The organism is Testudinibacter sp. 'clade 2', from assembly GCF_006227735.1.
In the GTDB taxonomy this organism is placed as follows: Bacteria; Pseudomonadota; Gammaproteobacteria; order Enterobacterales; family Pasteurellaceae; genus Chelonobacter.
In genome coordinates this window covers 1-12,688 of record NZ_VDHB01000079.1, presented here as the reverse complement: position 1 = coordinate 12,688, position 12,688 = coordinate 1, and the positions used below count along the sequence as shown (strand labels likewise).

Sequence of the window (12,688 nt, the reverse complement as noted above, 5' to 3'; positions counted from 1 at the left end):
GTATGGTTATATTTATAAGTGAGGTCCCCACGTCCAGCAAGTAATCCTTCAACGATAAAATCTAATATTTCTCTTATTACAGGCATTATATCTCCATTCAAGAGAAGATTAATTCATCATTCGGCATCTGTTTGATTTTTTGTGGCAGATCGCCATTGAGTCCCAGCGCTTGTGCCATGAGTTGATCTTTGACGATCGGCAGTTTGTCGGTCAAGGTCATGCCAACCCCGCGTAGCAGTTTTTTCAGCGGATTCGGATCATTAAACAAGGATTTAAAACCCTGCATTGCGACCAGCATTTTTACTGCTTCGCTTTTACGCCAGCGTTCGTAGTGGCGCAAATAACGCAGTTCACCAATATCGAGATGTTGCTGTAGATTTTTCTCAATCTCTTGTGCCAACGCCATCGCATCCATAAAACCGAGGTTCACCCCCAATCCTGCCAGCGGATGAATGGTATGTGCCGCATCACCGATCAGCGCAATTCGGGCTTTAACAAAATCTCGGGCATAACGCGCAGTGAGCGCAATCGCTTGGCGCTTGCCGACCACGTTGCACAAGCCCAAGCGGTTATCGAAAGCGATATTCAGTGCTTTATTAAACGCTTGATCGTCCATGTTCAAATGCTGTTCTGCCGCTTCCGGCGGTTGTGACCAGACAATCGAGCACAAGTGCGGTTGCTGCAACGGCAAAAATGCCAAAATTGAATCCTGAGTGAAAATTTGCCGTGCTGTGTGCAAGTGCGGTTCGGCAGTTTCCACATTACAAACTAACGCACTGTGCCCGTAATCACGAAAATTCAAGGGAATATCCGCTTGTTGCCGCAGCCACGAATTGGCGCCGTCGGCGCCCACCAGCAGTTTTCCGGTCAATATCGTACCGTCTTCCAGCGTGAGCAAAGCACATTGTTGATTGATATTCAAACTTTTCGGCTTACCGTGCAGAATTTCAACATTCGTTTGGCGCGTAATTTTTTGCCATAAGTGGTGGCGAATCAGTTGGTTTTCGATTATATAACCCAGTTGATCCAAACCCAGTGAAGCCGCATCAAAATGAATGTTGGCAAAACTGTCTTTTTCCCAAACCTCCATGTGCGAATAAGCACAGCAACGCCCCTGTTTTAATCCCTGCCACACGCCAAACTGATGCAGCATTTTTTGACTGGCAAGATTCAGCGCACTGACTCGGTTGCTGAGGTTCGACAAGCTGTTTGGATCCGGCGCAAACGCCTCGACAATCACGATTTGGCAAGCGCTGTTTTCCAGCGCAGCAGCCAGCGCCAAACCAACCATACCACCGCCAATAATCACTACATCTGCATTTTTCATATTGATATTCCGTCTGTTATACCCAGCCTAAAGTCGGTTTGATAAACTGTTGTTGCAATGGCGCAAAGGCGGACAGCGCCAACAAACCCGCATTGCGCGCAATTTGCAGCGGCAGCAAATCGTTGGCGAAGGTATTAACCAAGCTGTCGGTCAGATTGATCATCCGTGTCTGATCCGCTTGCCGCTGCTGTTGATAGCGCTGCAACACCGCACTTGCCCCCAAGTCTTGTCGCTGTTGCACCGCTTGCACCAAGATCGCCGCCAAACAAGTCACATCACGCAGCCCTAAATTGAAGCCTTGTCCGGCAATCGGGTGCAAAGTTTGTGCCGCATTGCCGACTAAAGCCAAGCGGTGATGAATTTGACGATCGGCTTTTTGCAATTTCAGCGGATACGCACTCCGTTTGCCGACCTGCTCAAATTTGCCAAGCCGCCAGCCGAATTGCTGTTGCAGTTGTGCTAAAAAATCGGTGTCATCTAACGCCAGCAGCGCTTCAGGGTTGCGTACACACCACACCAACGATAACCAATCTTGTTGCAAAGGCAACAGCGCCAACGGCCCCTGTGCGGTAAAGCGTTCAAAAGCCCGTCCATCGTGCGCCACCGCAGTTTTAACATTGGCGATCACCGCACTTTGTTGATAGTCGTTCAAGGTTTGATAATGGATGCCGCATTGCTGTGCTATCGTGGAATGGTTGCCGTCAGCACAAACCAAAAGTGCGGTCTGTAACTGGGATTGATCACTTAATTGCAGGTGAACAGCATCCGCACTGCGCTGCAACTCGGTAATGGTCACCGGGGATAGATAATCAATATTCGGGGAGTGAGCAATCGCCTCCAACAAGACTTTGCCCATCGCTGCCAACTCGATCACCGCCCCCAAGCGGCTGAGCTGCAAAGTTTGCGACGACAGTTCAACAATCCCGGAATGGCCACGATCACTAACATGAATCTGGGTGATTGCCTCCGTCAACGGTGCGATTTTCTGCCATAAACTTTGCTTGGCATTAAACGCTATCTGCTGCAATTTTTGGCAAGAGCCCTGCGACAACGCAATACTGCGTGCATCAAAACCGCACTTTTGCCGTGGCTGCGGTTTTGTTTTAGCATTTTTCTCAAGGACGGCAATGCGTAACTCCGGCAGATGCTGCGCTAGCGCCAATGCCAGACAACAGCCGCTCATGGCGCCACCGACAATCACTAGATCATAGGATTTTTCCATTGCCGTTCTCCTCGCTGTTTTTTCTGTATTATTTTTGCTGCATCAGGATTTCGATTTCATCAATCTCTTTCGGCACCGCCGCCGTCAGCACTTTATTGCCGTATTCAGTAATCAGGATATTATCCTCAATTCGCACGCCGATGCCTTGATATTGCTCAGGAATATCGCTATTTTTGCTTAAATACAGCCCCGGCTCCACGGTCAACACCATACCAACTTCCAAAGTGCGGTTGCGATTTTCGCCATAATGCCCGACATCATGCACATCCAAACCGAGCCAATGCCCTAAGCCGTGCATGTAAAACGGTAAATAGGCTTTGTCTGCAATCAGCTGCTCCACTTCCCCCTGCAAAATCCCCAATTCAACCAGACCGGCAACTTTGATTTTCAGCACTTCCTGATTGACTTGATAAATGCTCGCCCCCGGCACCAACAGCTCAAGCGCACGTTTTTCCGCCTTTAACACCAGCTCATACACCGCTCTTTGCGCTGGGCTGAACTGCCCGTTGACCGGAAAAGTGCGGGTGATGTCGCCGGCATACATCGCAAATTCGCAACCGGCATCAATCAGCACCAAATCGCCGTCTTGCAACAATTGATCATTTTCGGTGTAGTGTAAAATACAGGCATTTTCACCCCCGGCGACAATGCTGTTATAAGACGCAAACCGTGCGCCATGGCGGTTGAATTCGTGCAAAATTTCGCTTTCGATCTCATATTCATAACGGTTCGGGCGGGTTTGTCGCATCGCTCGCAAATGCGCCAACGCAGAGATTTGTCCTGCCTGCTGCAACAATGCCACTTCGTGTTCCGATTTAAACAGTCGCATTTCATCTAATAACGGTCGCCAGTCGATCCGCTGTGTCGGCGCACTGAAACCTTGTCGTTGGTGTTGGCGTGCATAACGTAGGCTGTCGCTGACAATTTTGTCGCCCCACGTTTGCTGATCTTCCGCTTGATACAGTACGGTGATGCCATTGAGTAATTTAGGCAATTCCAAATTAATATCTGCAATCGAATAAGCCGCATCCAATGTTAAACTGTCCGGCGCTTTTTCGACGCCCAAACGCCGCCCGTTCCAAGTTTCCAGCAACGGATCGGACGGGCGCAGGAAAACCGCACTTTGATATTTAGCACCACGTTTTAGCAGCAGCAACGCTGAATCCGGTTCGTTAAAGCCGGTTAAATACCAAAAATAGCTGTCTTGCCGAAACGGATAGGTGCTGTCGGCATTGCGGGTTTGCTCCTGCGCAGAGAAAATCAGCAGAGCGCTGTCATCCGACAATTGTTCACATAAACGTTGACGCCGTTGCTGAAATTCGGCTGTCGGCAACGCCGCCAAATAGGTTAAATCCATAATGGTTACCGCACTTTGAGTTAATAATTATGATTAATGAAGCACTCGTGTATCAACCGGCATTTTTTGGTTGAAACTGCTGTAGAAAAACATCGCAATGGTTTGCAGATATTCGCTGATTTCCGTCAATGCCACGTCCAACTCTTCGGCATCGTCGTCCTCTTCATAGCCCAAACGTGCAATATCGTTCAAATCAGCAACCGCTTCTTGCACTTCGTCATCATCTTGCTCCAATTGTGGTCTTGCCAAGCCAAGCCCCAATAAAAAATGGTTGGTCCAGTCAGAAAGCGAATCAGCACGGTTGAATTGGTTGCTTTCGTCCAGCCAAATTTCAAAACTAAAATGCTCTTCATCACTCAGGCTGTCATCAATCTCTTGATACAACTGCTCGACTTTTTGCATTACATCGGTGGGATAGGCGTGTCCCTCGTTGGTGAATTGATAGGTTAAGGATTTCCAATTGGCTTTTTGCCCGCCGCCACACAGCAGTCCGCTGAGGAAGCCGTGTAATTCGGCAGCATTTAAACCAATTTGATGAGTTTTCAGTAACTGATTGAATTGTCGATAGTCTAAGGTTGTTGTCGTCATATTTTTCTTCCTAATAAGTTGACTTTTATTTTATCACTCAAAGCCGATGACAACCAACAAAACAATCCCGAAATTCATCTTTCGCTATGGTTAAAACAGCAGAATATGGCATAATAATCGCTACTTTTTATTAAGCCAGTCCATGGGGTTAGCAAATGTCTGAAAATATCGAATTACGTATTTTTGGTCAGGTTTTACGATTACATTGTCCGGAAGAGCAACAATCGGCGCTGCGCGAAGCGGCATTGCAACTGGAACAGCGGGTCGGAGAGTTGAAAGAACGCAGCGGCATGTTGCAAATGGATCGGGTGCTATCCATTGTTGCGCTAAATTTAACCTTTGAATTGCAACAAGAGAAACGCAAAAATCAACAACAAGATTCGATGCTGCACCGCATTCAACAATTGGATGCCTCGTTGAGCAGTGCACTGGCGGAAGTTGGTGCAGATATGCAAATAGTAAACAAATAGTCGTAAAAATGTGCGGATGGGCACATTATCACATTGTAACACTGGCACTTTTCGATAAAGTAGGCTAGTATTTAGAGAACAAATTTCCTGGGGTGTGCGTCAGCGGATTAAGTCCCTGAGCCGATACTTAACTTTTATTGAGTCGGTCCCTCACTGTCGGTGTGCAAGCTCGGTTCGACCGAGAAGCCTGAAAACGGTATGACTGGCTCCCTTGAACCGTAGGGTTCAAGGACCGATTATTCGCAACGGCACCTCGGGACCCAATCCAAACTTCTGTGAAGCAATTCAAGTGTCACGATTATGACCGATTCTTGCCTAGCAACAAAACCAACGCTCAATATCACCCAACAACGCCAGCAAATTCGGCGTCAAATGCGTGCCAAACGCCAACAGCTTAGTGCAGAGCAACAGCAGCAAGCAGCTGAAAATATTTGCCGACAAGCGCTCGCGTTGATTGCCCAATACGACGCCGAAACTGTAGCGCTGTATTTAGCGTTTAACGGTGAGATTTCAACCGCACTTTTGATCGAAAAACTATGGCAGGCAGGAAAAACCGTCTGTCTGCCACGTTTGCATCCGTTTACGGCGGGACATTTACTGTTTTTTCGTTATGATCGCCACAGCCTGTTACAACCCAATCAGTTTGCGATTCCAGAACCTGAATTGGATCTGACCCGACTGGTTACAAAAAATGAATTGGAGATCATCTTCACACCGCTGGTGGCCTTTGACCGACAAGGCAACCGGCTCGGCATGGGCGGCGGCTTCTACGACCGCACTTTGCAACATCTGCAACAGAGAAATGTTATCGCTGTCGGCTTGGCACACCAATGTCAACAGGTTAACCAATTACCGATTGAACATTGGGATGTACCGTTGAGCCAGATTCTGGTCGGCTGAGAATCGGGCTTACTGCGGCAATACGCTGGTAAAATCTTTATCCCGCCCGCAAAATAGGGGGACAAAGAGAGACTAGCTTTCCGCAACCAACGCCAAAAATTCGGCTTCAGACAGCACCGAAATTCCCAATTCTTGTGCCTTGCTGAGTTTAGAACCGGCTTTTTCACCGGCGATCAAATAGTCGGTTTTGGCGGAAACACTGCCGCTGACTTTGCAGCCGAGCTGTTGTAGGTAAGCTTTGGCTTGGTCGCGTGACATTTGAGTCAGCGTGCCGGTCAGCACCACATTTTTGCCTTTGAGCGGATTATCGCTAATCTCTTTTTCTTCTACCGCCTCCCAGTGAACACCTTGCGCCAGCAGATCTTCCACCACGCTGCGGTTGTGTTCTTCCTGCCAAAACAGATAGACCCGCATTGCAACCACGTCGCCGATGTCCTGCACCTGTTTTAACTGCTCTTGATCGGCGGCACGAATCGCTTCAAGGGTTTTAAAATGGTTCGCCAAATTTTGTGCGGTGGCTTCGCCGACATCGCGGATGCCAAGCGAGAAGATAAACCGCGCAAGTGTGGTTTTTTTCGCTTTTTCTAAGCTATTCAACGCATTTTGTGCTGATTTATCCCCCATTCGCTCCAGACGCATTAAGGTGATTTTATCCAAACGGAATAGATCCGCCGGGGTGTGGATCAACTCCCGCTCGACCAACTGTTCAATTAATTTATCGCCCACGCCATCAATATCCATTGCCTTGCGTGATACAAAATGTTTCAGCGCCTCTTTGCGTTGCGCATCGCAAAACAGTCCGCCGGTACAGCGGGCAACCGCTTCGCCGTCAATTCGCACAATCGCTGAACCACACACCGGGCAATGTTGCGGAAATATGATCGGTTTGGCATCTGCCGGACGGCGATCTTCGATAATCCCGATAATCTGCGGAATCACATCACCGGCACGGCGAATAATCACAGTATCACCAATCGCCACGCCAAGCCGTTCGATCTCATCGCCGTTGTGCAAAGTAGCATTGCTGACGGTTACTCCGGCAACAAACACCGGTTCCAACTTCGCCACCGGGGTGATCGCCCCGGTGCGACCAACCTGAAATTCGACATCTTTTAATAACGTAAGCTGCTCCTGTGCCGGAAATTTATAGGCGATTGCCCAACGTGGTGCTTTGGCGACAAAGCCCAGCTGTTCTTGCAGCGCAATCGCATTGACTTTGAGCACCGTGCCATCAATGTCATAGCCTAATTGATCGCGCTTAGCGGCAATCGCTTGATAATACTTCAGCACTTCAGCACTGCCTTGGCATAAACGAATTTCGTTGTTGATCGGAATCCCCAACGACTTCAGCCATTGCAGCCGTGCATAGTGAGTGGCTGGCAACTCAACCCCTTCGGAAATCCCGATGCTGTAGGCATTTAAGCTCAAATGACGCTGGCGGGTGATTTTCGGATCCAACTGACGCAGCGATCCTGCCGCTGCATTACGCGGATTGGCAAAGGTTTTTTGCCCATGCTGCAACGCATCTTGGTTCAGTTGTTCAAAAGCGTGATGTGGCATAAACACTTCGCCACGGACTTCCAAACGAGCTGGCGGGGTGTCGCTCAACAGTTGCAGCGGAATATTGCGGATGGTTCGAATATTGCTGGTAATATCCTCACCGGTGGTGCCATCACCACGTGTCGCCGATTGGCTTAGCACGCCATTGAGATACAAAATACTGACCGCCAGCCCGTCCAGTTTCGGTTCGCAGCAAAACGTCAGTTCTTCCACGCTGCCTAACCGCTCTTGAATTCGCCGCTCGAAGGCATAAAAATCTTGATCAGAAAAAGCATTATCCAATGATAACATCGGCAGCTCATGGGTAATCTGCCGAAAACCTGACAGTGGTTTCGCCCCAACCCGTTGCGTCGGTGAGTCGGGGCTAATCAGTTGTGGGTGCTCTGCTTCAAGCTGCTTGAGTTGGTTCAACAGACGATCATATTCCGCATCGGGAATTTGTGGCTGATCCAACACATGGTATTGGTATTCATGATAACGAAGTTGTTGGCGCAACTGCTCAATTTGTTGGGAAATAATTTGTGTATTCATCATATTTTTCTAAAAAAGACCGCACTTTTAAGCAAAGTGCGGTTCAGGTTATTCGATGGGCTAGAACAGGCTTAACTAATCAAACTTAAATAGTACTCTTTTGATGCTTGATCAAAGGGTTGCCGTTTGTCATTTAGCACTTGTCCGTGCAGCTCGTCTGCCAACGTTTGCGCGGCACGCAGTAACAAGCGGAAGTTGGCCAGATCGCTACCGTGCGATGGCAGGTGCATAAACAGTACCAAACCGACAGTGCGCAAATCAGCAATGCTGTCCAGATCAAAAATACCCGGTTTCATCATATTCGCCGCACTAAACAAGATCGGTGAGCTGCCGTCTAAATCCAAGTGACGGTGGTATAAGTTGTGCTGACCATACAAAAATCCCAGATTATCCAGTGACTGTACCACTTGCGTGCCTTGAAACGCTTGATTTTGCGCTGCAACCACATATAGCAATATTGTTTTCGGTTTTTCATTACTTTGCGCACCATCGACTTTTTCAGCAGAAGATGGCATCGAGTCGGTGCTCGGTTGCGGTGTCTGGCTCGATTTGTTCTCAGTTTCCGGATTCAGTTGTGCGCGAATGATTGCCGCAGCTTCGCTCGGCGCGGCGGTTTGACTGCTTGGAGAGTTGCGGGTAAGATCGTCGCTAACTTCTTGGCTTATATTGATTTTTCGCTGTTGAGTCACCCGCGCCAGCTCCTCACGCAATAGCTCAGAGGAGGTATTAATCCCCTCTTCACTGTCAAATTCCTGCTCAAGATCGGCAATCGTGCGATTCAACAATGACGAACGGGATAAGGAATCCGCACTGCTAGCGTGATGGTCAGCCGCACTTTGAGTCAATGTACTCTGTGTTGTCTGGTTGGCTGTGATCCCTTGCTCCGGCAAGGTGATACGGATATTACTGACCGCCTGCTCCACCGAAACCGCTGGTTGGGTCGGCTGCCGTGGTGAATTTATCGGCGCTTCAGCCTGTGAAAGTGCGGTTTCGTCCGCTCGCCACGTACGATCATTGGCTTGCGACTCGGTTATTTGTCCTCTGCCGTCAGTTGAGGCAGGTTGGTGCAGCAAATCCGGCTCGTCTTTTAGTGAATTTAGCGAATCTGCGGTTCTGGAATCATACGTAAAGGTATTTGCCGCCTTAAACAGCTGTGATTTCTCACGTCTGCTCGACCACAAACCATGCACAACGAGAATAGCCAAAATCAGTACGATTAGAATGATTAAAATAATATGCAAATCCATCATGAACCTATTCTTTAATTGAACCTAATTCTTTAATTGAATCTATACATTAACCGATACTTTAATAAAGTGGTTGCCGAGTAGATAAATGCCAATGAACGCGCTTGAACACCTTCAATATCCATTAACGGAAATTGATTTTGCAAGCTTATCATATTTTTTCCTTAAAAAACTATGTTTAACATGTTTAAGGCTATGATTAAATCCACAAAACCTGCTGATGATCAAGATTTGCTTTAGCGTTGACAGTCACTTATAGTGAGCGCAGCTATAGCTGCTATAATAGTAACAATAACCGCACACAGGAGCGATAAACCATGTTTCAAGCAGAACAATCAGAATTCAAACAAGGGCTGACCTATTTTTTACGCGGCTGGCATTTGATCAGCCGCCCGGGATTACGCCGCTTTGTCGTGATGCCAATTTTGATTAATATTGTGCTGCTAATCACTATTTTTTGGCTGATGCTGGGGCAAATCGGCAATTTTGCACAGTGGCTCGTGAGTTTCGTTCCGACATGGCTAGATTGGATCAGCTATCTGGTTTACGGCTTGGCGATTATTACCATTTTGATCGTCTTTTTCTTTATTTTCAATTTATTAGCCGGTTTTATCGCTGCGCCGTTCAACGGTATTTTGGCAGAAAAAGTAGAAAAATTACTGACCGGGCAAACCAACGATCAAAGTCTGGGGGCGCTGGATTTAGTCAAAGATACGCCACGAATGTTGCGCCGTGAATGGCAAAAATTTGCCTATTCATTTCCGAAGTTTATCGGATTATTTGTACTGAGCTTTGTGCCGGGTGTCGGGCAAACCGTTATTCCGCCACTGTTTTTTCTTTACGGTGCTTGGATGGCGGCGATTCAATATTGTGATTATCCGTTTGATAATCATAAAATTTCGTTTATGCGAATGCGCTACCAACTGGCAGAAAAACGCAGCCTGAATTTAACTTTCGGCGGTTTGGTGTCAATTTGCACCTTTATTCCGTTTTTAAATTTTATCATTATCCCGGTTGCCGTTTGTGGTGCAAGCGCACTTTGGGTTGATCACTACCGTCCGTGGCAAAGTGAAGCCTCTGCCGAGAAAAACGCAGCCGGAACTGATGTTGCAACAGCGACCTCAAGTGCGGTCAGCAACCCTCACTAAGCCTATAATTTTAAAATCGACTAATAACCGAATGTTATAAAGTATAACCACAAACCATTACTTTTTTATGAGAAAAGCGACTATGCTCTAACCATCGCTTTTACCGTTAACTCCATCATAAGAGGTTAAAATGACAATTTTTGCAGATAACTCACAAACCATCGGTAATACCCCGTTAGTGCGTTTAAAACATTTCGGCAACAACGGCAACCTGTTGGCAAAAATCGAAGCACGCAATCCAAGTTTTAGCGTCAAATGCCGCATCGGTGCCAATATGGTGTGGCAGGCAGAAAAAGACGGCATTTTGACCGAAGGGAAAGAAATTGTTGATGCCACTAGCGGTAACACCGGCATTGCATTGGCGTATGTAGCAGCGGCACGCGGCTATAAAATCACCTTAACCATGCCAGAAACCATGAGCTTGGAACGTAAACGTCTGCTGAAAGGCTTGGGTGTCAATTTGGTATTGACCGAAGGCGCAAAAGGCATGAAAGGTGCGATCGCCAAAGCCGAAGAGATTGCCGCATCTGATCCAAAACGTTATATCATTTTGAAACAGTTTGAAAACCCGGCAAACCCGGCGATTCACCAACAAACGACCGGACCGGAAATCTGGCACGACACCGACGGCAAAATCGATGTGCTCGTGGCTGGCGTAGGCACCGGCGGCACCATAACCGGCATCAGCCGTGCGATTAAACACGATTTTGGCAAAGCGATTACCTCAATTGCGGTTGAACCGGCAGAATCGCCGGTGATCAGCCAAACGCGCAACGGTGAAGAGGTGAAACCGGGTCCGCATAAAATTCAAGGCATCGGCGCCGGTTTTATCCCGAAAAATCTGGATTTGTCACTGGTTGATCGTGTCGAAACCGTTGATAGCGAAACGGCAATTGCCACTGCACGCCGCTTGATGGCGGAAGAGGGCATTTTGGGCGGCATTTCATCCGGTGCGGCATTGGCTGCTGCCGACAAAATTGCTAAACAGCCTGAATTTGCCGATAAGCTGGTTGTGGTGATTCTGCCTTCTGCCTCGGAACGCTACCTCAGCACCGCCCTTTTCGACGGGATCGACATTTAACACAAAAATTACTTAAATTGATGTTTAATTTATAACCATAAATAAGTATAATCTCAAACCTGAGCAGTAAATCTGCTTGGGTTTTTATTTGTTATAAACTTATTTGGAGTTTTATATTATGTTTCAATGGTTATTTCAACAAACCGATCCGAGCCGTCGCCGTTATGGGGTAGCCCTGTTTGTCGGTATCATCGGCGGCATCATTTCAGCGTTTGTAAAATGGGGGGCAGAACATCCATTTCCGCCACGCAGCCCGTTGGATCTGTTCACTGCCGCTTGCCAAGATCCGTCGCAGGCACTGGAAGTTTGCTCGCGTGCATTCTTGAATCCGCCGCATGTTTTTCTGCGTGACTACTTAGGTATCGACCCGACACAAGCTGCATTCACCTTTGCCGATCACGCGTTCAATTGGATTGGCGTCACCCATATGATTTTTTCATTGGTCTTCGCCATCAGCTACTGTATCGTTGCTGAACGTTTTCCAAGAGTGAAACTATGGCAAGGGATCGCCGCCGGTTTAATCGCCAATATTGCCGTGCACTATATTACTTTCCCATTATTGGGCTTGACTCCACCGGTATCAGAATGGCCGTTGTATGAACATGTTTCCGAGCTAGTCGGGCATATCTGCTGGTTCTGGACCATTGAAGTAATCCGTCGTGATCTACGCAATCGCATTACGCACGAACCAGACGCAGAAATACCACTCGGTTCCGCACGTTAATCACTATTTGATCTGGTAAACCAAGCGGCTTACCAGATTTCTTTGCTTAAAAAACACCCAAATGCCAATAAAAAGATACAAAAAAAGATAACTACCCTATCGCGACTTTCCATATCCACTAAGCTTTTCAAATAATTAACGCAATACCAATAAAATACTCCAATTTATTTTGACTCGAAATGAAGATAGATTAGGGTCTGTTGATCTTTGTTTATATTTTGAGTTGTCGTTTAAAATAAGCACAATCTAGGCGTAAGCCGAAATCAATAGTGGGACTATTGATGAGGGTTACAACGACGAGTGTGCTTATTTTAAACACAATCCGCAGGACTATGACTCTTTTTCGCCACTACTGCGTTAAAAGCCGTTCGTTTAGAATCACTAAACTTCACAACTTTTGCCTTATTTATTTGCAAAAAGAGTGGCGAAAAATAGTCTATAGCTCAAATTATAAACAAAGATCAACAGACCCTAAATATTTGCGAATTCGATCACATAATTTTCTTTTTTATTTGTATAGAATGATTCAACAG

The 12,688-nt window shown here is 47.2% G+C and carries 11 protein-coding genes and 1 other RNA gene; 6 read left to right on the top strand and 6 right to left on the bottom strand.

Annotated features, from left to right (window positions below):
* Positions 1-97: 97 nt before the first annotated feature.
* The 4 genes from FHQ30_RS07420 to FHQ30_RS07405 are packed head-to-tail and all read right to left on the bottom strand — an operon-like array spanning position 98 to position 4,494.
* On the bottom strand, positions 98-1,327 hold the full coding sequence (locus FHQ30_RS07420) for an FAD-dependent monooxygenase (RefSeq protein ID WP_139611844.1): 1,230 nt from the start codon (positions 1,325-1,327) through the stop codon (positions 98-100).
* Between the two features lie 16 nt (positions 1,328-1,343).
* Positions 1,344-2,549 carry a 2-octaprenyl-6-methoxyphenyl hydroxylase gene (ubiH, locus tag FHQ30_RS07415; RefSeq protein ID WP_139611843.1) on the bottom strand — a complete coding sequence of 402 codons (1,206 nt, stop codon included), beginning with the start codon at positions 2,547-2,549 and terminating at the stop codon, positions 1,344-1,346.
* A gap of 28 nt (positions 2,550-2,577) precedes the next feature.
* Positions 2,578-3,906, bottom strand: coding sequence for a Xaa-Pro aminopeptidase (gene pepP / locus FHQ30_RS07410; protein WP_139611842.1), 1,329 nt, complete (start codon positions 3,904-3,906; stop codon positions 2,578-2,580).
* Positions 3,907-3,939: 33 nt separating this feature from the next.
* Positions 3,940-4,494 carry a UPF0149 family protein gene (locus FHQ30_RS07405; protein WP_139611841.1) on the bottom strand — a complete coding sequence of 185 codons (555 nt, stop codon included), beginning with the start codon at positions 4,492-4,494 and terminating at the stop codon, positions 3,940-3,942.
* Positions 4,495-4,649: 155 nt separating this feature from the next.
* Between FHQ30_RS07405 and FHQ30_RS07400 the strand changes: the two genes are divergently transcribed.
* The 3 genes from FHQ30_RS07400 (at position 4,650) to FHQ30_RS07390 (ending at position 5,864) form a co-directional block, all read left to right on the top strand.
* The gene (locus FHQ30_RS07400; protein WP_132965606.1) at positions 4,650-4,964 is read left to right on the top strand and encodes a cell division protein ZapA; all 315 of its coding nucleotides are present in this window, start codon (positions 4,650-4,652) and stop codon (positions 4,962-4,964) included.
* Between the two features lie 81 nt (positions 4,965-5,045).
* Positions 5,046-5,228: non-coding RNA, 6S RNA (gene ssrS / locus FHQ30_RS07395), on the top strand.
* 36 nt (positions 5,229-5,264) lie between these two features.
* The gene (locus FHQ30_RS07390; RefSeq protein ID WP_139611840.1) at positions 5,265-5,864 is read left to right on the top strand and encodes a 5-formyltetrahydrofolate cyclo-ligase; all 600 of its coding nucleotides are present in this window, start codon (positions 5,265-5,267) and stop codon (positions 5,862-5,864) included.
* Between the two features lie 72 nt (positions 5,865-5,936).
* On the opposite strand, the gene ligA is transcribed toward FHQ30_RS07390, so the two are convergent.
* Together ligA and zipA are read right to left on the bottom strand one after the other, a co-directional pair.
* Positions 5,937-7,955 carry an NAD-dependent DNA ligase LigA gene (gene ligA / locus FHQ30_RS07385; RefSeq protein WP_139611847.1) on the bottom strand — a complete coding sequence of 673 codons (2,019 nt, stop codon included), beginning with the start codon at positions 7,953-7,955 and terminating at the stop codon, positions 5,937-5,939.
* Positions 7,956-8,026: 71 nt separating this feature from the next.
* Positions 8,027-9,205, bottom strand: coding sequence for a cell division protein ZipA (gene zipA / locus FHQ30_RS07380; RefSeq protein WP_139611839.1), 1,179 nt, complete (start codon positions 9,203-9,205; stop codon positions 8,027-8,029).
* A gap of 314 nt (positions 9,206-9,519) precedes the next feature.
* Between zipA and cysZ the strand changes: the two genes are divergently transcribed.
* From cysZ to FHQ30_RS07365, 3 genes are all read left to right on the top strand, one after another.
* A complete protein-coding gene (gene cysZ, locus FHQ30_RS07375; RefSeq protein ID WP_139611838.1) occupies positions 9,520-10,350 on the top strand; it encodes a sulfate transporter CysZ in 831 nt (276 codons plus the stop codon).
* A gap of 130 nt (positions 10,351-10,480) precedes the next feature.
* The gene (gene cysK / locus FHQ30_RS07370; protein ID WP_139611837.1) at positions 10,481-11,431 is read left to right on the top strand and encodes a cysteine synthase A; all 951 of its coding nucleotides are present in this window, start codon (positions 10,481-10,483) and stop codon (positions 11,429-11,431) included.
* Between the two features lie 118 nt (positions 11,432-11,549).
* Positions 11,550-12,155 (top strand): YagU family protein, encoded by a 606-nt coding sequence (locus tag FHQ30_RS07365; protein ID WP_132965620.1) that lies wholly within the window; start codon positions 11,550-11,552, stop codon positions 12,153-12,155.
* The last annotated feature ends 533 nt before the right edge of the window (positions 12,156-12,688 follow it).